Below are 21025 nucleotides of genomic sequence, written 5' to 3' on the forward strand. Positions count from 1 at the left end.
CGGCCCTTCCGGCCGAGGCGGAAGTCGGGCTGTTGCGCCCGCGAGGCGGCAAGCGCAGATGCCGCGGACGCGCCCGGCGTTCAGCCGATCATGGCGCTGCGGCCGCCGACTTCGGCTTCGCGGATTTTTGTGTCACGCGATTCCAGCATTTCCGCCTTGGAAAGCTCCGCTTCAGCTTCGCCGAGTAATGATTCGGCAGCGCTTCGCTGCTGAGCGAGGTCGCTTTGCGAATTTCTGAGGTTGTCGCGACGCAAACGCGCTGCCTTGGCAAAGGTCGGATAGGCGAAATGGTTGATGTCGGTGATGCCGGCCTTCTTTTCTTCGGCGGTGATCTGAAGCTCCAGCTCGACGGCCATGCGTTCGAACTCGGCGATCATCATGTCGAGTTGCAGCAGCTGCCGCCGCTTCTCATTCACCTGAAACTGTTTCAGCCGAACGAGGTTTTCACGTGACTTCATGATTCGGTACTCCCGGAAACGCACACCCGCACTTATCGTCCAAACCACCTGGAAGAGCCCAGGCCGCACCCGTATCCACCGGCTTTCCCCGAACTATGGGAAACAAAACCCTAAAGTTTTTTGCCGGCGGTAACCATTCGTTTACGGGCATTGTTAATCATACGGGTCAGGACTTAAGGCCGGGTAAAAATTCCGGCCACCGACGCGGAAGCGACGTCGATGAGTCCCTGGAGTCACTTAGTCCGGGTTGTTAATGTGTTGCATTAGGAATTTGGTCTGAGATTCGTTATTAGATTCAAGAGGGTGTAGAAAGGGGTTAAAAAATCTGGTACCGTCATGGACGGGAAATTAGGTTTTGTTAACCATTCAATGGCAGCCTCTATACAAGGCAACCACTGCTCCGGGTCCGGACGGGTCGTGAAATGGTCCGGCAGCAGAAAAGGGGATTTAAATGCGTGTTCTGCTGATAGAAGATGACAGTGCAACCGCACAAAGCATCGAACTGATGCTGAAATCGGAAAGTTTCAACGTCTACACGACCGATCTCGGCGAAGAGGGTGTCGATCTAGGCAAGCTCTACGATTACGACATCATCCTTCTCGATCTCAACCTGCCCGACATGTCGGGCTACGAGGTCCTGAGAACGCTCCGCCTTTCCAAGGTAAAGACGCCGATCCTCATCCTCTCCGGTATGGCGGGCATCGAGGACAAGGTGCGCGGCCTCGGCTTCGGGGCCGACGACTATATGACCAAGCCGTTCCACAAGGATGAACTGGTTGCCCGCATTCACGCCATCGTGCGGCGCTCCAAGGGGCACGCCCAGTCGGTCATCACCACCGGCGACCTGGTGGTCAACCTCGATGCCAAGACCGTCGAAGTCGGCGGTCAGCGCGTGCACCTGACCGGCAAGGAATACCAGATGCTGGAGCTGCTCTCGCTGCGCAAGGGCACCACGCTGACCAAGGAAATGTTCCTCAACCACCTCTATGGCGGCATGGACGAGCCTGAGCTGAAGATCATCGACGTCTTCATCTGCAAGCTGCGCAAGAAGCTCGACGCGGCGTCCGGCGGCCAGAATTACATCGAGACGGTCTGGGGTCGCGGCTATGTGCTGCGCGAACCGGAAGACATCCGCGTCAGCGCCTGAGCGACGGACACCGTCGGAACAAAAAACCCGGCTTCGGCCGGGTTTTTGCATGATGGGCTGATCAGTTTATTTTACGCAATTCCGGACGGATGACCGTCACACACTTCTCCTGGAATTGGCGATCCGCCGAATCAGGCGGCGATCTTCAAGGTGCGAAAGCGCTCGAGCAGTTGCGACCGGTTGAATGGCTTCAAGAGATAGCCCTGGGCGCCGGCGCGCTTGGCCCGCATGATCGAAGCGATATCGAGCTCGACCAGCGAAATCAGGATCTGCGGCCTTGTCGGGCTCTCCATGGCGCGCACGCGACGGATGAGATCGACCGCCGGCACATCAGGCAAGGCGCCGTCGACGACGATGATGTCGGGCATGTCGGCGGCACACATCTCCAGCGCGTCAAGTCCGCTGGCTGCCTCGATGACAATCATTTCGGAGCCGCCCAGGATGCGTTTTGCAACCTTCCTGATGACGCTTGAATCGTCGACGAACATGCAGCGTTTCATTTCCGGGTCCTCTTTGCCTTTTGGCAATCCGGTAGCGTCGGGGCATCCAGGAGGCACCGTAGGCCAATCCGGTAAAGAAGCCGAAAAGGCGTTAGGTAAAATTTTTACAAAGATGGCGGCAGCTCGCTTTTATTCGCAAATGCTTGAACGCTGCCTAGGTGGTTTAACGCATTTCATGTCAAAGAGCCGAAATTACAGATTTCGACGTAAAAATACTTCGGCTTCTCGACTGCGCCATCAGGCTGCCGAAAGCACGATTTCTTCCGGCGTCGCGTGGATCGATATCGTCATTCCGGCTTCGCGCGCCAGAAGCAGCGTGTAGTAGGGCTGCACGGAATGCGCGTCGATCGGTTCCTCCGGCTTGTGGCCGGAATGCAGCTCGAGGAATTTTGGCGGCACACGCAGCATCGGGCCAGCCGCCGCGAGCGCGAAGCGCGGCTCGGTCTCGAGGTTTTCCAGCGTCACCGAAAGCTTGCCGCCGCGCGGAATGGCGGCGTTGGCGACGAGGATCAGGTTGAGCAGCAGCTTGACCTTGTTCTTGGGCAGCAGCGCACGGGTCCCGTTCCAGGTCAGTTCCGGCTTTTCGTTCTTGAGGAAGGCGATGGCGACCGCTTCGGCATCGCCGGTATCGATCAGCATGCCGGCCGAGCCGGCGGCGCCGAAGGCGATGCGGGCGAACTGCAGGCGGGCCGAAGCATTGCGGGCGCTCTGACGGATCAGCTTCATGGCGTCTTCGTCGGCGCCGCCTTCGTCGAGCAGTTCGAGGCCGTTGTTGATCGCGCCGACCGGCGAGATGATGTCGTGACAGACCCGGCTGCACAAAAGCGCCGCCAGATCGGGTGCGGAAAGGGTGAACAGATCGGCCATCGGCGAAAATCCCTGCAAAATTTCACTAGTCATGGCCGAGCGATCGATCGTCGCTTGCCCACACGAATCACGCTCTCTCCCCGGGCTTTCTGAATACACAGCACCCGTGCGTGCAGCAACAAATCCAAAAATTTGGGTTGTGGCAAATGGCGTGCTCAAGCAGGCCGCCGACCCCCTGTGTGCGGCCCCAAACAGCCTTCGAACCGCCATGTTCATGTGGGAGCTTAATGGTTGAAAAAGGATTACGGCATAGTTTGCCCATAACAGTTACCCTTAACGGCCGGCTAAAAGAGCCGTACGGGGTGCGAGGCGTCGGCGAAGGTGCTCCCTGACGGAGATTGGAAGCATGTTTTCCCGATACTACGACCGGAGTTTTCTCCGTGTCTTCTCAATGGCGGTCACGCTCCTGGGCGTTCTCGTCTTCTCGACTTCAGCCCTGCGTGCCCAGGAATACACCGCTCAGGAGATTGTCGATTCCGGTCACAAATTCTTCGGCGCGACATCGGGCGGGCTCGCCACGGTCGTCGAGAAGATTTTTGCTTCCTACGGCCTGCCCAACGGCTATCTGCTGGGCGAAGAGGGCTCGGGCGCGCTGATCGGCGGCCTGACCTATGGCGAAGGCACGCTCTACACCAAGAATGCCGGTGACCACAAAGTGTTCTGGCAAGGCCCGTCGCTCGGTTGGGATTTCGGCGGCGAGGGGTCGCGCGTGATGATGCTGGTCTACAATCTCGACGATGTGGGCAGCCTGTACAACCGCTATGGCGGCGTCGCCGGTTCGGCCTATGTGGTGGCGGGCGTCGGCTTCAACGTGCTGAAGAACAACAATGTGCTTCTGGTGCCGATCCGCACCGGTGTCGGTGCCCGGCTCGGCATCAATCTCGGCTATCTGAAGCTTACCGAGCGCGCCACCTGGAATCCGTTCTGAAGGCCTTTGGCCCCTGCATGTCGTTCTCCCAAAACCGTGACCACTTTGGGCGACATGCATTGAACTCGTTCCGTTGCGGCAAGCCCTTGCCGCAACGCTGGATTTCCGCCATGTCAACGTGGCACAGTCAAAAGCGCTCGCGCCTTTGGTTTTGTCGTGTCGCACGTCGTGGTCCCAAAACCGGCCTCCACGTTCGCGCGACATGCAATGGTTTGGCGGTCGCCGTCCACAACGGGTAGTCACTTGGTCCAGTCGGTCCTGTTCTTCGTCCTCGGCTTCCTCTGCGCTGGCTTTCTGGCGCTTATGGTGGCTCCGGCCATATGGCGTCGCGCCGTCGCCCTGACACGCAGACGCATCGAAGCCTCGATCCCTCTGACGCAAACCGAAATCCAGGCGGACAAGGACCGCATCCGCGCCGAGTACGCCATGTCGACGCGCCGCCTCGAAATCAGCGTCAAGGCGTTGCGCGAGAAGGCGGCCGAGCAACTTGTGGAGATCAATCGCGGCCGCGAGGCTCTGAAGGGGCTGGCGGTCGAGCGCATGGACAAGAACCAGGCGCTCACCGAACTCGGCGCCAAGGACGCAGCGTTGCACCAGCGCGAGGGCGAGTTGCAGCAGCTTTCGGAGCGGCTGAAGGAAACCGAACGCAAGCTGGAAAAGCGCGCGCTTGAGCTGGAGAAGCTGGAGCGCATGTATGACGACGCCAGTTTTTCCTCCAGCAGCCGACAGATCGAGCTGGTGGCGCGCGAATCCGAAATGCAGAAACTTGCCAGTGACATTGCCTTGCTGCGTGGCCAGCGCAAGGAGGCGGACAGGCGCGGTCAGGAGATCGCGGCCGAAAGCAAGGCCGCGCGCGAGGCCCTGAAAGCCGAAAAGAAAAGGACCGCCGAGCTCGACAAGAAGGTCGAACGGCTGCTGGCCACGCTTGCCGACCGCGAGGACAGGCTCGACCGCCGCGAAAAGGAATTGTCGCGCATGCGCGAAAAATCGAAAGCCGAAGACAACGCACCGGCCTTGCGGCTGGTCGGCAACGGCGGCGATACCGCCAAGAGCGATGAGCTCGACAAGGCAATCGCCAAGCTCGACAGCGACCGCGAGCGGCTTGAGGCGAGGCTGACGGCGCTGGCGCGCGAGAACAAGCGGCTGAAGGCGGATCTCACCGCGCTGGCCGCGTCCAATCCAACGGACAACAGCTCTGCCCTGCGCGAGCAGATGAACGAACTGGCGGCGGAGGTCGTCCATTTGACGGCCAAGCTCGAGGGACCCGGTTCGCCAATCGCCAAGGCGTTGGCGGCGCCGTCGGATGCACGCTCCGGTAACGGCGACCGCAGTCTTGCCGACCGCGTGCGGGACTTGCAAAAGGCCGACGCGACAAGCTGAAATCAGATCCCTTTTGCCGAAAAATGATGCAGCGCGATGGCTGATGCGGCTGCGACGTTCAAACTGTCGAAACCTTCCGACATGGTGATCCGCACGCTGTGCAAGCGTGCGAGCAGGCTGTCCGGCAAGCCTTCGCCCTCGGTACCGAGATAAAGCGCCAGGCGCTCACTGCGCCGCGCATCGCGGATGTCGGTCCGGCCGCGTGGCGACAGCGCGAATTGTTCGAAGCCCCGCCGGGCGAGCATTGCTGTGAAGCCGGCGGTATCGGTGAACGATGCGAAGGGAATCTTGAGCGCCGCGCCGACGGAAACGCGGATCGCCTTGCGGTAGAGGGGATCGCAGCATGTCGGATCCAGCAAAACCGCGTCGGCGCCAAAGGCAGCCGCGTTGCGGAAGATCGAGCCCACATTGTCATGGTTGGCGATGCCGACAAGCACCACGACCAGTGCCCGAGCCGGCAAGGCATCAAGCAGGGCCTCGGCTGACTGCGGTGCGCCCTTGCGGCCCATGGCCAGGATGCCGCGATGCATGTGAAATCCAGCGATAGCGTCCATCACCGCGCTGGTGGCAACATAGACCGGGAGTTCAGCCGGCGCCTTGCGCAGGATCTCTTCGATGCCGGCCAATCGATTTTCCAGAACCAGAACCGATTCGGCGGCAAAGCGCCCAGCCGAGAGCAGCAGGTCGAGCACCACCTTGCCTTCGGCGACAAAGCGGCCTTGCCGGCCGGCGAGGTCACGCTCGCGGATTTCGAGATAGGCAGCGACGCGCGGATCTTGCGGGTCGTCGATGCGAATGGGATTCATGCTTTCCTCGCGCCCGTCGCATCGGCCCGAAAATCCGGACCGTTTCCCGACACTCACCTTTGGTTCGGAAAGCACGATGCGACAATTCGCGACGACCAGCCATCTCCGTGCGCCCGGATGGGCGCATGTCGCTTAGAAATCGTCGGCCAGGTCAGCCGCTACAAGGTGGTCAGGTTCCGGCACGGCGCAAACGGTGCGCCATCTGGGACAGGTCGTCCTTGCCGCCGCCGAAAATGCCGTCCAGCATGTCGAGCAGTTCGCGCACGGCGTCGGATTTACAGGAATAGTAAATCATCTGCCTGTCACGGCGGGTCTCGACGAGATCGAGCGCCCGCAACTTGGCCAGATGCTGGGACAGGGCCGATTGACTGAGCATCACCTTCTCGGCGATGGCGCCGACCGACATTTCACCGTCGGCGAGATAGCTCATGATCAACAACCGCTTCTCATTGCCCATCAGCATGAGAAACTCGGCCGCCGATTCGGCGTTGACGATTAGCTTTGTCGAGACCATCGATCCCCCATGCTTCTTGTTCATCCTAACGCCATGGGGGCAATGGCGTCTGATTCCATAAACTCACTTTTGAATCGGCACTGGCGATTCAGCGTCACCAATGAAAGGTAGAGCATTTCATTTAAATCTCAAGTGTTGCTTTTGATCCAGCATAATTAAGTCCATTCCCGGCATTGATCACGGCTCGGCCGGCCCTGGCCATATCGACCAGAACGTGCCGCAATTCGCGTTCTGCCGCCAAGGGTTGTGGGAAGAACACCCTGCAAACATCGTCGCCCGACACCAGATCCATGCCATCGGCATCGAATCCGGCAACGCTCCAGCCGTTGCCGGATGCCTTCGCGAAATGCTGTGCATAAACGGCGATCGCGTCGAGATGGTCGGCGTTCATGTGATCGATGGCGGATTGTTCGCTCGCCGCCAGCTCTTCGACGATCGGTGCGCTGGTGAGCAGATCCGACTGATCGAGCTGATAGGCCTTGCCGAAGCCGCCGTTGAGGCTGGCGCGTTGCGGCTCGAGTCGAAAGATCGAAAAGTCGCCGAGAGCGGCGTAGAGTTTCGCCTTGGGATTGCGGTTGAGATAACGGCGCTCGGCGCGGGCATGTTCGCTTGACCCGCGCTCAAGCCGTGCCGCCCGGCAGACCAGTGTCAGGCGCGGATGCGCCAGCGGGTCGCCCTTGCCGGGTTCGCCAAGCAACAGGGAACAGCGCGGATCGCCCAGCAGGGCGCCGGTGTGCGCCGAGAGCATCGACACCAGGATCAGCGGCGCGCCATCGATGTCGGTGGCCACGCCGACCCTGCTGGCCAGCGGCGAGCCGGTTTGCGGTTCGATTACCGCCAGCGCGCCGAAGCGAGCGCTGCGTAGAAGCGTCTTCGCCAGCCGGATCGCTTCGGCGTCCGTCTCGCGGATCACGTCCTTCTTTGGCTCGTCCAAGGCATCACCGCGATAAGTTGATTTTCCTTCTCCAATTATCTGTCCAACAAACCGGATTTGACAAGGTCATCGATCTCGTTTTTCGAAAACCCGAAACGCGCCAGCACCGTCGACGGGGCGAGATCGTTGTCGGCAGGACTGGTCGCCGGCGCAGGCTGGGATCCGGAGAAACGTGGCGCCGGGGCAGGGCGCTCGAATGCACCCGCCGTCACAAAGGCGCTGCGCGCCCGATTGTGCGGGTGGTGCTTCGCCTCTTGCAGCGACAGGACAGGGGCAACGCAGGCATCGGTTTGCGCAAACAAGCGGTCCCAGTCGTCACGCGATTTCTGCCGGACCCGGTCGGCAATGGCCGCGCGCATCGGTGGCCACAGCGCCTCGTCGTACTGGCTGGATACAAAGCGCTCGTCGAGCGGCAGCAGCCTGGCGAATTCGGCGAAGAATTGCGGCTCTAGGCAGCCGATGGCGATGTGCCCGCCGTCCGCCGTCTCATAGGTGTCGTAGAAGGGAGCGCCGGAATCGAGCAGGTTCGCGCCGCGCTTTCCGCTCCACAGCCCGGCGGCGACAAGGGCGTGCAGCGGGACCGCCAGCATCGAGGCGCCGTCGATCATCGCGGCGTCGATGACCTCGCCCTTACCTGTGCGCGAACGTTGGAACAGCGCGGCCAGGATGCCGGCAATCAGCATCATGGCGCCGCCGCCATAGTCGGCGACGAGGTTGAGCGGCGGCACAGGACGACCGTCGGCGTGACCGATGGCGTGCAGTACGCCGCAATAGGCGAGGTAGGTGATGTCGTGGCCGGCGCGACCGGCGAGCGGGCCGTCCTGGCCGAAGCCGGTCATGCGGCCGTAGATCAGCGCCGGGTTGCGCACCAGCAGCGCTGGTGGGCCGAGGCCAAGCCGTTCCATGACACCGGGACGAAATCCTTCAAGCAAGATGTCCGCCCTTTCGGCAAGGCGCAGCACCAGATCGGTGCCTTCCCGGCGCTTCAGATCGAGGTGAAGGATGGATCGGCCGTGGCGGTCGATGTTGTACTTATCCGGTAGCGACAGGAGCGGCTGGCTCGTCGCCGTCCGTTCTATGCGCAGCACGTCGGCGCCCATCTCCGACAGCATCAGGCCGACCAACGGCACCGGGCCGAGCCCGGCCATCTCGATCACCTTCAGCCCGGCAAGCGGACCGGTCTTCCCGGCAGCGGACAGGCCGGCGCTCATGACCGGCTATTTCGGCGCCATGCGGATGGCACCGTCGAGGCGAATGGTCTCGCCATTCAACATCTGGTTCTCGATAATGTGCAGGGCGAGAGCGGCATATTCGGATGGTTCGCCGAGCCGCGGCGGGAAGGGCACGGCGGCGCCCAGCGAATCCTGTACCTCTTGCGGCATGCCAGCCATCATCGGTGTCTTGAAGATGCCGGGGGCGATGGTGCAGACGCGGATGCCGGAACGGGCAAGGTCGCGCGCCACCGGCAGGGTCATGCCGACGACGCCGCCCTTGGATGCCGCGTAGGCGGCTTGGCCGATCTGGCCATCATAGGCGGCAACCGAAGCGGTGTTGACGATAACGCCGCGCTCGCCGCCTTGCAGCGGCTCGAGCTTCGACGCGCGCTCGGCGACGAGGCGGATCATATTGAACGTGCCGATCAGATTGACCTCGATCACCTTGCGGTACTGATCGAGCGGATGGGGACCATCCTTGCCGATCGTCTTCACGCCGATGGCGATGCCGGCGCTATTGACCAGGATACGCGGCTCGCCAAGCTTGGCGGTAACGTCGGCGAGAGCAGCGATTCCACTGTCGGCGCTGCTGACGTCGCACTGGACGGCAATGCCGCCGATTTCGGCCGCGACCTTGACCGCGCGGTCGATGCCGACATCGAAGATGGCGACGCGGGCGCCCTTGGCGGCCAGCGCGCGCGCCGTTGCCTCGCCAAGGCCGGAGCCGCCGCCGGTGACGATCGCGATCTGGCCGTTCGGGTTCATGGCGTCATCCTTTGATCTCAGGAACAGTGGGACGGATCAGGCGCCAGATCGACGGGAAAGATCAAGCCATCGCCGCGAGAGGATCGGCAACCCTGGCCTGATCGGCATGGCAGACCTCGCCCGAGAGCCTGGCTACCGTGCCCGGCACGATCTCGTGCGACAGCAGCCGGTCAAGATCGACGGGACGCGGCATCGAAATCTGGCCGCGCGGAATCCGCTTGAAACCGAGCGGACCGTAATAGGGTTCGTCGCCGACCAGCATAACGGCAGGCGCGCCGGCCTTGGCGCCGGCCTCGAGCGCGATCGCCACCAGCCGGCGGCCGATGCCGAGATTCTTGAAGGCCGGCCGCACAGCAAGCGGCCCGAGCATCAGCGCGCGGCCGGCGCCGGCGGCGATGCGGGTCATGCGCACCGAGGCGACGACAAGGTCGCCATCGACGGCGACGAAGGACAGCGAGCGTTCGTGCCCTCCTGCCTCGCGGATCTTGTAGGCGGCCAGCACAAAACGGCCGGGTCCAAAGGCTTCGTCGTTGATGGCTTCGATCTGGAGGTCGTGCGCCGGGGTTTCCGGCAGGTATTTCACGTCGGCAAGGCTCATGGTCTTTGCGTTCCGGTAGGGAGGAAAGGTTTGCTGCAAACGGCAGCGTTCGCCAGTCAGCGCTTCATCAAGCGCGGGCGCCCTTTCGTCGTCGGTCGAACCGGATCAAAGCAAAGTCGAACATGCGGATTGTCCGCTAGCATCAATTTCCCGCCGCTGCAATCGGCCGTTTCCGTCCCCCAGGGCTTCGAACTCAGGTTAACAGAAGGCCTGACGACAGCCAGTTCGGCCGTGTCGACAGCTTTTTTGCCGAGCAGATTTCCCATGATAGGAATTTTTTCTTGACTCCGTGCCGTCAGCTATGGTATATATTTGGCTATGGTGCTGATTTGCGCCGCTGACCCGCCGCCCAGGCGGGTTTTTCGTTCAATGCTCCGTCAGCCAACGCGCCGGCGAAGGCTCCGAAAGAACCCGTTAACCCGAGTTCGTAGCCCTGTTTCGGCCAAGTGACGGTGTGTTCAGCACCTGATGTCTTCGACCGGGCAACCTTGCGCCTACATCAACCGACAGGACGCAAGGAGAATTGCATGGGATTGCTGGTTGAAGGCAGGTGGCAGGATCGCTGGTATGACACGGCGGACAACGGTGGCAGGTTCGTGCGAGCGCAGTCGCAATGGCGCGACTGGATCACCGTTGACGGAGTGCCGGCCGAAGGCCGGACGCGCGGCTTCAAGGCCGAACCAGGCCGCTATCATCTCTATGTCTCGCTTGCCTGTCCGTGGGCGCATCGGACGTTGATCTTTCGCGCGCTGAAGAAGCTGGAAGGCATCATATCGGTGTCGGTGGTGCATCATTTCATGGGCGCCAACGGCTGGACGTTCCTGGCGCAGGACGGCGCCACCGGCGACACGCTTTACGGCCTCGACTTCCTGCACCAGGTCTATGCCAAGGCCGATCTCGACTATTCGGGCAGGGTGACGGTGCCGGTGCTTTGGGACAAAAAGGAGCAGACCATCGTCTCCAACGAGTCTTCCGAAATCATCCGCATGCTGAATTCAGCCTTCGACGAATGGGGCGATGCCAACCTCGACTTCTATCCGAAGGCGCTACGCGGCGAGATCGACCGCATCAATGCGCTGGTTTATCCCGCGGTCAACAACGGCGTCTACCGGACCGGCTTCGCCACCACGCAACGCGCCTATGAAGAGGCGTTCGGTGAATTGTTCACGGCGCTGGATACACTGGAGGAGCGGCTCTCGAAACAGCGCTATCTCGTCGGCGATCGTATCACCGAGGCCGACTGGCGGCTGTTCACCACGCTGGTGCGCTTCGATCCGGTCTATGTCGGCCATTTCAAATGCAATCTGCGCCGCATCGCCGACTATCCGAACCTGTCCAACTATCTGCGCGATCTCTACCAGGTGCCTGGCGTGGCCGAGACCGTGAACCTGCATCATATCAAGGCGCATTATTACGCCAGCCACGAGACGATCAATCCGACGCGGATCGTGCCTGTCGGACCGGATCTGGACTACGGCGCGCCGCATGACCGGGCGCGGTTCAGCAAGGCGGCGGCCTGATCTACCAGTAGGGCGAAGGCTGTTCGCCTTGAAAAACCTCGGCGATCCGACGCAGCGTCGCCGGTGTGGTGCCCTGCGGCAATCGGTCGAGCGGAAAGAAGCCGGCTTCGGCGATCTCATGATCCGGCAATTTCGGCGCCGTCTGACTAAAGCGCTTGATCACGTAGAACCCAACATGGTCGCGCCGGCTGGCGCGGCGGTTGAAATGCATCGATTTGAACACGGGCGGTGCGGTCAGCGCGATGTTGCCTTCCTCGGCCAGTTCGCGTGCCAGCGCGTCGTCCAGCGTCTCGCCGGCTTCGACGCCGCCGCCGGGAAGCTGCCAGCCCGGCACATAGGTGTGGCGGATGAGGAAGACGGAATTGGACGCCGTGTCGTGGATCAGGCCACGCACGCCAAGCGTCATCGGCCGCCGTAGCACGAAATAGAAGTGGAACAGCCTGGCCCTGAGGCCTACCCAGCCGGTCTGGCGGAAAGCATCTTCAGTCTTCGCCATTAGGTGCGAAACCGTGGGTGGAAAGGAAAGCGCGGGTCGCCTATGAAGGTTGAATGTTCAGGCTCGCGCATATTTCCGATGTCCATCTGGGGCCGCTCCCCGATGTATCCTATCGCGATCTCGCCTCCAAGCGCGTGCTCGGCTACGTCAACTGGCAGCGCAACCGCCGCCGCCATATGCATGACGCCGTCATCGACACGATCGTCGCCGACATCAAGGCGAACACGCCTGATCACCTCGCCGTCACCGGGGACCTGGTCAATCTGGCGCTCGACGGCGAGATCGAGATGGCCAGGCACTGGCTGGAGACGCTGGGACCGCCGCATGATGTTTCGGTCGTTCCGGGCAACCACGACGCCTATGTGCCCGGCGCCTTCGACAAGGTCTGCCGATCCTGGGCGGCGTGGATGAGCGGCGACGGTATCAACACGCCGGTCGACCGCAACGCCTTCCCCTATCTGCGCGTGCGCGGCGATGTCGCGCTGATCGGTGTCTCGACGGCGCGCGCCACGGCACCCTTCATGGCCAACGGGTTCTTCATGGAAGGCCAGGCGAAGCGACTCGGCAAAATCCTCGGGGATACGGCCGAACAGGGGCTGTTTCGCGCCATCATGATCCACCATCCGCCGGTGCGCGCCGCGGTCCCGCAGCACAAGCGGCTGTTCGGCATCGCCCGCTTTCACAAGATCATTCGCCGCCATGGCGCCGAACTCGTCCTGCATGGCCATTCGCATCTGCCGTCGCTGTTCTTCATCGGCGGTCGAGGGGTCAGGATCCCGGCGGTCGGCGTCGCTGCCGCAGGCCAGGCGCCGGGCGGCAAGAACCCGGCGGCGCAGTACAATTTGTTCGACATTGACGGCGAGAAGGGCAATTGGCGGATCCGGCTGACGCGGCGCGGCCTGACCGGGCCGTCCATACCGCCATCCGATCTGCAGACGCTGGAGCTCGGCGCCGAGGCCGGAGTTGCTATGGCCGCAGGCTGACGACCATGGCGACGATGCGGTCCCAGAACAAGGCGACCGACACCACCAGGCCGACCAGTGCTCCGGCGGCGACCAGGCCGAGCCCGGACAGAAAGGCCGACCAGCGTTTGCCGTGCGTGGTCGCGCGCAGTGGCGGCTCGGCTTCCGGTACATCGGCGCGTTTCACGCCGGCGACAGCCGGTTCGACCCCGCCTTCCATCATCCGCTGACGCTCGACGATGCGCTCGGCGACATAGCGCGTCACGGAATCGGCAACCGGCTTCATCTCGGTGGATTCGGCAAGCACCACGCGGCCGATGCGGGTGTCCTTGAGGAAGCGATAGGTGCGGCGATCGCGTCCCATGGCGACATGGCTGACGGCGTCGATCCACAGGCGTGGCTGCAAGCCCGACGAGACGACAAAGTCGAAATTGTCCATGTCGGCCGGGACATCGGCAAAAACCGGCGCCAGTTCGGCGGCAAGCAGATCGAGGCGCATGCGATGCGCCTCGCGCATATCGACGACGACGTCGTCGCGGTCGGCGAAGGCATTTTTCACATCACGGATGGCGTCGGACAGTTTCTTCGACTGATCGATGGTCTTCTCGCCTGCTTCCTTCATCGGCGTTTGCCTCGCGGGTTTGGTTAACACGGGGTTAACACAGCCGCCGACAAAATGCACTGGCGAGATGGACGGGATCGAGGCGCTCTCGAAGCCTGTCGTGCGCGAAAAAAGTCAGCTTGCAGCCGCGGCGAATTTCTGGCGATGCGGCCTGGCGCGGCGGTTGGTGTTGCGGCGAATGATCTCGGCAATGAGGTCGGGGGCTTCCTCGGCCAGCATATGGCCAGCCTCCAGCACATGGTGCACGTGAAAATGCGCCGGCAGATCATCCGCCTGGGTAAAGGGCAGCACCGCGTCGTCGGTTCCCCACGCCACCATCACCGGCATGTTCATCCCATCGAGGCGCTCGTGCGGGATGACGCCTTGCCGATCGTCCTTAGTCATGGCGGCTGCGATCTCGACGAGTTTTTCCACCTGGCCGGGTCGCCTGCGCATGTCCTGGAGGGTGTCCACAGTGTGATCGAGCAGCCGGGTCCCTGGCCCCGACATGGCGGCAAGGCAGGCTCGGATCTCGGATCGAGCCACTGCTTCGGCATAGCGACGCAACAGCGGTCCGTTGATCTGGGGGCCAAGGCCGCCGGGCGCCAGAAGTGTCAGCGAGGCTATTTTTTCGGGGTCGGCCAGCGCCATCAGCGCCGCCACCGCACCGCCCATCGAGTGACCCACGAGATGAACGCGCTTCAGGCGACGCTGCGAGAGATCGGCGAGCACGGCGCTTGCTGCCACCTTGGCCGGACCGGCGGCGGGAAAATCGAGCGACAACCCATGCCCCGGCAGATCATAGGCCAGCGTGTGCGTGGAAGGTGCCAGGGCGGAAATCACTTCGCGCCAGACATCGTGGCAGCCGCCGAAACCATGCAGCAGGACGATGGCCCTCGAGCCAACGCCCTGTTCGGCGGCAAAAAGCGATGCGGTCATGAAAACTGATTTTTTGCTATTGCAGGATGCGCGATGCCAATTGTGGCTGAATTGCTCCTAGTTCATAGCGATGGCTAGTAAAATTTTCGCGATTTGTACGGTTGTGTACAGAACTTGGCGACCAGCAGGCATTGGCGATTGGAGCATAGGAAATCCATTGGGACGCGGCGCATGATGCCACCTTGGCGACATGCATTAATCCGCGAATTTCGATTGGCGTCAGCTGGCGTTGCCGAGCCCGGCAGCGCGCAGCGCCTGGACCAGCCGCTCGGTCAGGTCGGCCGGATATTTCCGCTCGACGAAGGTCGCGCGCGGATCGGCGGCAAATTTGGGGAACTCGGTGGTCAGTTGGTTCAGCAGCGTGCTCACCAGATGGTCCTGTCCGGCAGCCTTGGCGCCGATCAGCCGCGCCGCTAGATAATGCGATTTCGTTGCCGTCGTCCTCAGTGCCGTGCTGGCTGCGATGGCCTTGTTCATGTCGCCCTGCATGAACTCGCCGACGAACAGCCCGTAATCCCACCATGTCGAGTGTCCGCTGAAGGTCTCAGCGGCATGGGCAAGGATCGGCGTTCCCTCCGCGTAGCGGCCGGCGAAGATCAGCCCATAGCCGTAGGTGGCAGCCATGCCGAGATCATAAGGATTGAGTTCGTAGGCCTTGCGCATCCAGCGGATCGCTTCGTCGGCGTTGCCGAGGCGCGAACTGACGTAGCCGTAGGAGCGATGCGCATAGGGGCTGGTTGGCCCCATCTGTACGCCACGATGGGCAAACTCCATTGCCTTTTCAATCGTCGCACCGGGCGGATAGGCGTAGTGATCGGAGACTGCCTCGAGATGCAGCGAGGCAAGTTCCGAATAGACGAGCGAGGATTTCGTTCCGCCATCGGCCAGTTTCTCGAGACAGCGATAGGCAGCCTCGTGGGTCCTGGCGTTCTGGTCGAGATAATATTTGTCGTTGAGCAGCAGGCATTGCGTCAGGCCGTTTGGCGCTCCGGTCTGCTCGATATAATTGTAGATCGTGCCGGAGGCGGGAAGTGCCGAGCTTAGCATGTCGGCGATACGGTCCTCGACCGCGGCAGGTGCGCTGTTGGCAGGGGTCAGATTGCGTGAAAGAAGCACCCGTCCGGACGCCATGCTTTGCAGTTCGATGGTGATATCGCCCGCATCCGGTCCAGGCAGGATGTCGAATATGAAGCTCGTGGCATCGTCGGCCGGATCGGCGACGGTGTCGCGGCCGATGAAGTCGATCGTATCGAAGCCGCTCAGGCCGGCGCGCAGCGATGCGGCGACACGGCCGGCGTCGGTGCCTTCAGCCTTGAGGCCGATATAGACTTGCGGCAGGGTGTCAGCCCTTGCCGATGAGGCGATGCTTCCGGTTGCGCTGGCGGTCTCGATCGTTGCCGACATGTCGCCACCTGCCAGCAAGACACTGCCGCCCTGACGAAGGATGAGCACGCCCAGCATGGCGATGACCAGGGCGATCGCCATCCAGAAAAAACGGAGATGGCGCGCCACAGAGGGGGCAGGCAACGGCGGCACGGAAGCCAGCGACGACACGGCATCCAGCATACCAGTGCCGGCGTCGCTGGACTGATCGGCGGATGCGCCTCCGTCCAGCCTGAGTTCAGGAACAGGCTCGGCAACATCCGGCAGGCGGATCGCGTTCAATTCATAGGCAGGAACATAACCGCCGCGCGGAATGGCGATGCGGAACGGCTCGGCGATGCCCTCATTGGCAAAATAGTGCTGCAGAAGCTCGCGCAGCCTGCCTGCCTGCACCCGCACGACAGCATCGGTGGACGGATCGAAATCGCCGTCCTTGCCGAAAACATCCATGGCGATGGAGAAGCCCTTGAGCCTGTCGGCTTCGCCGGCTTGTTCGCGTTCTACAAGATAACGCAGCAACTTGCGCGCGCGCTCGGATCGCCCGAACGTTTGGCTGGCAAGCAGTCGCTCCAGTGTCTCGCGCACTGCGGGGGCGGCAGGCGTGGCATGCTGCAAGTGTCGATCCTCTCGAAGTCGGCACAGGTTGAGGCGCGATCATATAGGTCCCGCACCGCCACACAAGTATACACCCATTATGCGATCGCGTACCCCACCGGATAATTCCGCGGTGGTTAATGGCCCGAACGATCGGAACCGATCACCAGATTGGGACGGTCCCGATCCTTGTTCTGGTCGCGCGTCAGCCGGCTTTTTTGCCAACGATGCGGTTGGCGGCAGACATCACCGCTTCCAGCGAGGCGGCGACGATGTTGGTGTTGATGCCGGCGCCGAACAGCTTGCCGCCGGGATACTCCATCTCGACATAGGAAATGGCCGACGCGTTCGAGCCGCGCTGCAAGGAGTGCTCGGAATAGTCGAGCACCGACATCTCGATGCCGACATGGCGCGACAGCGCATCGACGAAGCCGTCGATCGGACCGGTGCCCGTGCCTGTAATCGTCACTTCCCTGTCGTTGTCGAGAATGACCGCCTCGACAATGCGCCGGCCCTTGATCTCGGTGCTGGGATAGGTGTGGTGATCGAGGAATTTCAGACGCGCGGTAGGTTGATCGACATAGGTCTCGAGAAAGCGCTCGTAGATGCGCCTGACCGGCACTTCCTTGCCCTCGGCATCGGTGATCGCCTGGATTTCCTGGCTGAATTCGATCTGCAGATTGCGCGGCAGGTTGAGGCCGTAATCGGCCTGCAGCACATAGGCGATGCCACCCTTGCCGGACTGCGAGTTGATGCGGATGATGGCTTCGTAGCTGCGGCCGACATCAGCCGGATCGATCGGCAGATAGGGCACTTCCCACAGACTGGTGTTGGCCTTCTTCAGCGCCTTCATGCCCTTGTTGATGGCATCCTGGTGCGAGCCGGAAAAGGCGGTGTAGACGAGTTCGCCGACATAGGGGTGGCGCTCGGGGATCTTCAACTGGTTCGAATATTCATAGACGTCCTTCATCCGGTTGATGTCGGAGCAGTCGATCAAGGGATCGACACCTTGCGTGTACATGTTGAGCGCCAGCGTGACGATGTCGACATTGCCGGTGCGCTCGCCATTGCCGAACAGCGTGCCCTCGACGCGATCGGCGCCGGCCATCAGGCCGAGTTCGGTGGTGGCGATGCCGGTGCCGCGGTCATTGTGTGGATGCAGCGAGACCAGCAGGTTCTCCCTGTTGTCGAGGTTGCGGCACATCCACTCGATGCGGTCGGCATAGATGTTGGGCGTCGACATCTCGACCGTCGACGGCAGGTTGACGATCAGCTTGTTGTCCACCGTCGGCCTGACGATCTCGGTGACGGCGTTGCAGATCTCCAGCGCCACTTCGAGCTCGGTGCCGGTAAAGCTCTCCGGCGAATATTCGAAGCGAAAGCCGCCGCCGGCCTTGGCCGCCATGTCGGTGATCATCTTGGCGGCGTCGGTGGCGATGCGCTTGATGCCGCCGACGTCCTTTTCGAAGACGACGCGGCGCTGCAATTCGCTGGTCGAATTGTAGAAATGCACGATCGGATTGGTGGCGCCCTTGAGCGCCTCGAAGGTGCGGGTGATCAGCTCCGGCCGACACTGCACCAACACCTGCAGCGAGACATCGGCGGGGACGTTGCCTTCCTCGATGCACCAGCGGGCGAAGTCGAAGTCGGTCTGCGAGGCCGACGGGAAGCCGATTTCGATCTCCTTGAAGCCCATGTCGAGCAGCAGGCCGAACATGCGTGCCTTGCGCTCGTGGCCCATCGGGTCGATCAGCGCCTGGTTGCCGTCGCGCAGGTCGACCGAGCACCAGATCGGCGCCTTGTCGATGACCTTCGACGGCCAGGTGCGGTCGGTGAGACCGACGGTGGGATAGGGGTGATATTTGCGGGCTGCGTCGGGCATCCCTCTAGCCGAATCCGTGCCGGCTACCGCGGCATCGGAGCGGATCTCTTCGCGTGCGTTCATCGTCGTTTCTCCCGGCGGCTCATGGATCCACCTTCAGGTGGATTGATGGCGAGCGGCGCCTTTACCAGAATTTCGTTCGCTTGATATGATTGCCAAGGAGCATGCGCTTGCGCGGCGGTTCGACCGCCGGGCGCTCCTTCAGCGAACCCGGCGATCGCCGCTAAGGCCGAGAAGAAGCAGGGTCGAGGCGAGCGCGCGCACGGTCTCGCCGGAAAAACCGGTCGGACGGGAAGCGTTGGTGGCGCGCGTGTTCATGGCGGTTCTCATACAGGAGCGGCTTGTGAGAGGCAAGTGGGGCTACCGACAGTGGGGCCGCAGGTTGTGTCGTAAGCACACGAGTTGTCCGGATTGGGTAGCAGATGAGTTGTCCGGCTTTGTCGCCAGCCAATGGAGGCTGATGTAAGACGGACAGCATCCTGAACGTGCGTGCTCTTCCCCAGGCGCGGCAAATGCGCCAGACTTGGGCGTCGACGGTTGCGATGTCCTGTCGCCGGGAGGGGTCGTCCATGAATTTCGTGTTCTTCTCGCCGCATTTTCCCGCCAATGGCGCGGATTTCTGCGACCGTTTGAAGAAGGCCGGGGCCAGGGTGCTCGGTATCGGCGACGCACCCTATGACGCCCTCGACGCCAAGCTGAAAGCAGCCCTTTCGGAATATTACCGCGTCGCCGACATGGAGGACTACGATCCGGTGTTCCGGGCGATGGGGCATTTCATCCACAAATGGGGCCGTATCGACCGTTTTGAATCGCTCAACGAACACTGGCTGGAGCTGGAAGCCAACATCCGCACCGACTTCAACATCTACGGCACCAAGCTCGATTTCGTGAAGAACCTGAAGCGCAAGAGCCGCATGCGCGCCTTTTTCCGCAAGAGTGGCGTCGACACCATCGCACAGCGCAAATGCTCCGACCGCACTGGGGCCATGACCTTCATCCGCCGCGTCGGCTATCCCGTGGTGGTCAAGCCCGACAGCGGTTCCGGGGCCTCGAACACCTTCAAGATCTCCAACGCCAAAGAACTCGACCAGTTCTTCAGGGACAAGCCCGAGGACGTGACCTTCGTCATGGAACAGTTCATCGAAGGGCTGGTGGTGACCTATGATGGGCTGGTCAACCGCGACGGCGAGGTGGTGCTGGCGGCCAGCCACCGCTACGACCAGAGCGTCATGGAGGTGGTCAACAAGGACCGCCACATGAGCTACACCTGCTTTCCCAGGATCAGCCCTGCGGTCGAGGAGGCCGGCCGCAAGATTCTGAAAGCGTTCGACGTGCGCGAGCGCTTCTTCCACATCGAATTGTTCGAGACCAAGGACGACCGGGTCATCGCGCTGGAGGTCAACATGCGCCCGCCCGGCGCCTGGATGACCGATGCGATCAACTACACGTTCGACATCGACGTCTATGCGGCATGGGCCGACATGGTGGTCAGGGATGCCGCCGGCGGACCCTATGAAGGCAAGTATTTCACCGCCTATGCCAGCCGCAAGCGGCGCCTCAGCTATGTGCACAGCCATGAGGACGTGCTAGCCGCGCATGGCGACAAGATCGTCCATCATCAGGCCATCGAAGAGGTTTTCAGCCGCGCCATGGGAAATTACGCCTATCAGATGCGCTCGAAAGACGAAGCAGCGCTGCGCGAGGCGGTCGCCTATATCCACGCGGAAAAGGCGTGAGCCGATGGACATTTCCTATCACAAGAATTTATCGAGCCAGCTCGGCCGCGACATGGAATACAAGCGCTACGGCCATGCCGGCCGGCCGGTGGTGGTGTTCCCGACCTCGCAGGGGCGGTTCTACCAGTTCGAGGATTCCGGCGGGGTAGGGGCGCTGGCCGAATTCATCGACACCGGCCGCATCCAGCTGTTCACGGTCGACGGCGTCGATTCCGAATCCTTCTTCGACAAGCATGCCGACGCCGACCGCCGTATCGCCCGTCACGAGGCTTATTTCCGCTATGTGCGCGAGGAGGCGCTGCCGGAGTTCCTGTCCACAGCCGAGCAGGCCAATGGCGGGCGCAAGCTGAAGCCGCTGTTCTCGGGCTGTTCGATGGGCGGCTACCATTCGTCGAACTTCGTCTTCCGCTTTCCCGAACTTGCCAGCGGCGTCATCGCGCTGTCGGGCGTCTATTCGGCTCGCGACTTCTTCGGCAAGACGCTTGAGGGCGACATTTTCTACAACTCGCCGCTCGACTATCTGCCCGGCATCGTCGATCCGAAACTGCTGGCACGGCTGAAGGCGCTTCGGCTGATCTTCTGCTGCGGGCAGGGTGCCTGGGAAGAGCGCATGCTGGCCGAGACGCGAGAACTGGAACAGATCCTGCGCGACAAGTCCATTCCCGCCTGGGTCGATTACTGGGGCGGCGACGTCAGCCATGACTGGCCGTGGTGGCACAAGCAACTGGTCTATTTCTTCGGCCGCTGGCTGGATGAGGACCTGATGCATAGGCTGGATTGATAGCGGGGCTCGTCCGCTGA

General features: G+C 62.0%; 22 protein-coding genes. 7 read left to right on the forward strand and 15 right to left on the reverse strand.

The window, feature by feature from the left end:
- Nucleotides 1–80: 80 nt before the first annotated feature.
- Nucleotides 81–458: a flagellar export protein FliJ gene (locus tag ACSQ3L_RS11105; protein ID WP_013529907.1), complete on the reverse strand. Its 378-nt coding sequence runs from the start codon at nucleotides 456–458 to the stop codon at nucleotides 81–83.
- 451 nt (nucleotides 459–909) lie between these two features.
- Between ACSQ3L_RS11105 and ctrA the strand changes: the two genes are divergently transcribed.
- On the forward strand, nucleotides 910–1605 hold the full coding sequence (gene ctrA, locus ACSQ3L_RS11110) for a response regulator transcription factor CtrA (RefSeq protein ID WP_006203583.1): 696 nt from the start codon (nucleotides 910–912) through the stop codon (nucleotides 1603–1605).
- Between the two features lie 131 nt (nucleotides 1606–1736).
- Here the strand turns inward: ctrA and ACSQ3L_RS11115 are convergent, their stop codons facing one another.
- Complete coding sequence (locus ACSQ3L_RS11115; RefSeq protein ID WP_436159981.1) at nucleotides 1737–2105, reverse strand: response regulator; 369 nt, start codon at nucleotides 2103–2105, stop codon at nucleotides 1737–1739.
- A gap of 237 nt (nucleotides 2106–2342) precedes the next feature.
- Entirely contained in the window at nucleotides 2343–2972 is a 630-nt protein-coding gene (chpT, locus tag ACSQ3L_RS11120; RefSeq protein ID WP_109659605.1) for a histidine phosphotransferase ChpT, read from the reverse strand.
- Nucleotides 2973–3363: 391 nt separating this feature from the next.
- Here chpT and ACSQ3L_RS11125 point away from each other — a divergent pair, with 391 nt between their 5' ends.
- Both ACSQ3L_RS11125 and ACSQ3L_RS11130 read left to right on the forward strand, forming a co-directional pair.
- Nucleotides 3364–3900 (forward strand): DUF1134 domain-containing protein, encoded by a 537-nt coding sequence (locus ACSQ3L_RS11125; RefSeq protein ID WP_292177813.1) that lies wholly within the window; start codon nucleotides 3364–3366, stop codon nucleotides 3898–3900.
- Between the two features lie 243 nt (nucleotides 3901–4143).
- Nucleotides 4144–5280, forward strand: a complete 1137-nt coding sequence (locus ACSQ3L_RS11130; RefSeq protein ID WP_436159982.1) for a hypothetical protein — start codon at nucleotides 4144–4146, stop codon at nucleotides 5278–5280.
- Nucleotides 5281–5282: 2 nt separating this feature from the next.
- Here ACSQ3L_RS11130 and ACSQ3L_RS11135 read toward each other — a convergent pair whose 3' ends face one another.
- The 7 genes from ACSQ3L_RS11135 to ACSQ3L_RS11165 all read right to left on the reverse strand — a co-directional run bounded on the left by ACSQ3L_RS11135 (nucleotide 5283) and on the right by ACSQ3L_RS11165 (nucleotide 10377).
- Entirely contained in the window at nucleotides 5283–6086 is an 804-nt protein-coding gene (locus ACSQ3L_RS11135) for a TrmH family RNA methyltransferase (protein WP_436159983.1), read from the reverse strand.
- Nucleotides 6087–6255: 169 nt separating this feature from the next.
- A complete protein-coding gene (locus ACSQ3L_RS11140) occupies nucleotides 6256–6600 on the reverse strand; it encodes an ArsR/SmtB family transcription factor (protein ID WP_292177811.1) in 345 nt (114 codons plus the stop codon).
- 121 nt (nucleotides 6601–6721) lie between these two features.
- On the reverse strand, nucleotides 6722–7534 hold the full coding sequence (locus ACSQ3L_RS11145) for a HugZ family protein (protein ID WP_436159984.1): 813 nt from the start codon (nucleotides 7532–7534) through the stop codon (nucleotides 6722–6724).
- A gap of 35 nt (nucleotides 7535–7569) precedes the next feature.
- Nucleotides 7570–8745 (reverse strand): CaiB/BaiF CoA transferase family protein, encoded by a 1176-nt coding sequence (locus ACSQ3L_RS11150; RefSeq protein WP_436159985.1) that lies wholly within the window; start codon nucleotides 8743–8745, stop codon nucleotides 7570–7572.
- A 6-nt stretch (nucleotides 8746–8751) separates the two neighbouring features.
- Complete coding sequence (locus ACSQ3L_RS11155) at nucleotides 8752–9513, reverse strand: 3-hydroxyacyl-CoA dehydrogenase (RefSeq protein ID WP_436159986.1); 762 nt, start codon at nucleotides 9511–9513, stop codon at nucleotides 8752–8754.
- 61 nt (nucleotides 9514–9574) lie between these two features.
- Nucleotides 9575–10111, reverse strand: a complete 537-nt coding sequence (locus ACSQ3L_RS11160) for a GNAT family N-acetyltransferase (RefSeq protein WP_436159987.1) — start codon at nucleotides 10109–10111, stop codon at nucleotides 9575–9577.
- A gap of 56 nt (nucleotides 10112–10167) precedes the next feature.
- On the reverse strand, nucleotides 10168–10377 hold the full coding sequence (locus ACSQ3L_RS11165; protein ID WP_436159988.1) for a hypothetical protein: 210 nt from the start codon (nucleotides 10375–10377) through the stop codon (nucleotides 10168–10170).
- Between the two features lie 261 nt (nucleotides 10378–10638).
- Here ACSQ3L_RS11165 and ACSQ3L_RS11170 point away from each other — a divergent pair, with 261 nt between their 5' ends.
- Nucleotides 10639–11631: a glutathione S-transferase family protein gene (locus ACSQ3L_RS11170; RefSeq protein ID WP_436159989.1), complete on the forward strand. Its 993-nt coding sequence runs from the start codon at nucleotides 10639–10641 to the stop codon at nucleotides 11629–11631.
- Between the two features lies 1 nt (nucleotide 11632).
- Here the strand turns inward: ACSQ3L_RS11170 and ACSQ3L_RS11175 are convergent, their stop codons facing one another.
- The gene (locus tag ACSQ3L_RS11175) at nucleotides 11633–12127 is read right to left on the reverse strand and encodes an NUDIX domain-containing protein (protein ID WP_436159990.1); all 495 of its coding nucleotides are present in this window, start codon (nucleotides 12125–12127) and stop codon (nucleotides 11633–11635) included.
- A gap of 53 nt (nucleotides 12128–12180) precedes the next feature.
- Between ACSQ3L_RS11175 and ACSQ3L_RS11180 the strand changes: the two genes are divergently transcribed.
- Entirely contained in the window at nucleotides 12181–13110 is a 930-nt protein-coding gene (locus ACSQ3L_RS11180) for a metallophosphoesterase family protein (RefSeq protein WP_436159991.1), read from the forward strand.
- Here the strand turns inward: ACSQ3L_RS11180 and ACSQ3L_RS11185 are convergent.
- From ACSQ3L_RS11185 to leuA, 4 genes are all read right to left on the reverse strand, one after another.
- Nucleotides 13094–13711 carry a hypothetical protein gene (locus ACSQ3L_RS11185; protein ID WP_436159992.1) on the reverse strand — a complete coding sequence of 206 codons (618 nt, stop codon included), beginning with the start codon at nucleotides 13709–13711 and terminating at the stop codon, nucleotides 13094–13096. The two genes, ACSQ3L_RS11180 and ACSQ3L_RS11185, sit on opposite strands and share 17 nt — an antisense overlap.
- A 114-nt stretch (nucleotides 13712–13825) precedes the next feature.
- A complete protein-coding gene (locus tag ACSQ3L_RS11190; protein ID WP_436159993.1) occupies nucleotides 13826–14629 on the reverse strand; it encodes an alpha/beta fold hydrolase in 804 nt (267 codons plus the stop codon).
- Between the two features lie 219 nt (nucleotides 14630–14848).
- Entirely contained in the window at nucleotides 14849–16627 is a 1779-nt protein-coding gene (locus ACSQ3L_RS11195) for a tetratricopeptide repeat protein (RefSeq protein ID WP_436159994.1), read from the reverse strand.
- Nucleotides 16628–16811: 184 nt separating this feature from the next.
- Nucleotides 16812–18551, reverse strand: coding sequence for a 2-isopropylmalate synthase (gene leuA, locus ACSQ3L_RS11200; protein WP_436159995.1), 1740 nt, complete (start codon nucleotides 18549–18551; stop codon nucleotides 16812–16814).
- Between the two features lie 506 nt (nucleotides 18552–19057).
- Between leuA and ACSQ3L_RS11205 the strand changes: the two genes are divergently transcribed.
- Nucleotides 19058–20224: an ATP-grasp domain-containing protein gene (locus ACSQ3L_RS11205; protein WP_436159996.1), complete on the forward strand. Its 1167-nt coding sequence runs from the start codon at nucleotides 19058–19060 to the stop codon at nucleotides 20222–20224.
- Between the two features lie 4 nt (nucleotides 20225–20228).
- Nucleotides 20229–21005 carry an esterase family protein gene (locus tag ACSQ3L_RS11210; RefSeq protein ID WP_436159997.1) on the forward strand — a complete coding sequence of 259 codons (777 nt, stop codon included), beginning with the start codon at nucleotides 20229–20231 and terminating at the stop codon, nucleotides 21003–21005.
- The last annotated feature ends 20 nt before the right edge of the window (nucleotides 21006–21025 follow it).

Source organism: Mesorhizobium sp. LjRoot246, from assembly GCF_964254115.1.
In the GTDB taxonomy this organism is placed as follows: Bacteria; Pseudomonadota; Alphaproteobacteria; order Rhizobiales; family Rhizobiaceae; genus Mesorhizobium.

Excerpts from the sequence above, each read along its gene's own strand:
- ACSQ3L_RS11105 (WP_013529907.1), bottom strand. The coding sequence starts at position 458 with ATGAAGTCACGTGAAAACCTCGTTCGGCTGAAACAGTTTCAGGTGAAT.
- ctrA (WP_006203583.1), top strand. The coding sequence starts at position 910 with ATGCGTGTTCTGCTGATAGAAGATGACAGTGCAACCGCACAAAGCATC.
- ACSQ3L_RS11115 (WP_436159981.1), bottom strand. The coding sequence starts at position 2,105 with ATGAAACGCTGCATGTTCGTCGACGATTCAAGCGTCATCAGGAAGGTT.
- chpT (WP_109659605.1), bottom strand. The coding sequence starts at position 2,972 with ATGGCCGATCTGTTCACCCTTTCCGCACCCGATCTGGCGGCGCTTTTG.
- ACSQ3L_RS11125 (WP_292177813.1), top strand. The coding sequence starts at position 3,364 with ATGGCGGTCACGCTCCTGGGCGTTCTCGTCTTCTCGACTTCAGCCCTG.
- ACSQ3L_RS11135 (WP_436159983.1), bottom strand. The coding sequence starts at position 6,086 with ATGAATCCCATTCGCATCGACGACCCGCAAGATCCGCGCGTCGCTGCC.
- ACSQ3L_RS11140 (WP_292177811.1), bottom strand. The coding sequence starts at position 6,600 with ATGGTCTCGACAAAGCTAATCGTCAACGCCGAATCGGCGGCCGAGTTT.
- ACSQ3L_RS11150 (WP_436159985.1), bottom strand. The coding sequence starts at position 8,745 with ATGAGCGCCGGCCTGTCCGCTGCCGGGAAGACCGGTCCGCTTGCCGGG.
- ACSQ3L_RS11155 (WP_436159986.1), bottom strand. The coding sequence starts at position 9,513 with ATGAACCCGAACGGCCAGATCGCGATCGTCACCGGCGGCGGCTCCGGC.
- ACSQ3L_RS11160 (WP_436159987.1), bottom strand. The coding sequence starts at position 10,111 with ATGAGCCTTGCCGACGTGAAATACCTGCCGGAAACCCCGGCGCACGAC.
- ACSQ3L_RS11165 (WP_436159988.1), bottom strand. The coding sequence starts at position 10,377 with ATGGGAAATCTGCTCGGCAAAAAAGCTGTCGACACGGCCGAACTGGCT.
- ACSQ3L_RS11170 (WP_436159989.1), top strand. The coding sequence starts at position 10,639 with ATGGGATTGCTGGTTGAAGGCAGGTGGCAGGATCGCTGGTATGACACG.
- ACSQ3L_RS11175 (WP_436159990.1), bottom strand. The coding sequence starts at position 12,127 with ATGGCGAAGACTGAAGATGCTTTCCGCCAGACCGGCTGGGTAGGCCTC.
- ACSQ3L_RS11180 (WP_436159991.1), top strand. The coding sequence starts at position 12,181 with ATGTTCAGGCTCGCGCATATTTCCGATGTCCATCTGGGGCCGCTCCCC.
- ACSQ3L_RS11185 (WP_436159992.1), bottom strand. The coding sequence starts at position 13,711 with ATGAAGGAAGCAGGCGAGAAGACCATCGATCAGTCGAAGAAACTGTCC.
- ACSQ3L_RS11190 (WP_436159993.1), bottom strand. The coding sequence starts at position 14,629 with ATGACCGCATCGCTTTTTGCCGCCGAACAGGGCGTTGGCTCGAGGGCC.
- leuA (WP_436159995.1), bottom strand. The coding sequence starts at position 18,551 with ATGAACGCACGCGAAGAGATCCGCTCCGATGCCGCGGTAGCCGGCACG.
- ACSQ3L_RS11205 (WP_436159996.1), top strand. The coding sequence starts at position 19,058 with ATGAATTTCGTGTTCTTCTCGCCGCATTTTCCCGCCAATGGCGCGGAT.
- ACSQ3L_RS11210 (WP_436159997.1), top strand. The coding sequence starts at position 20,229 with ATGGACATTTCCTATCACAAGAATTTATCGAGCCAGCTCGGCCGCGAC.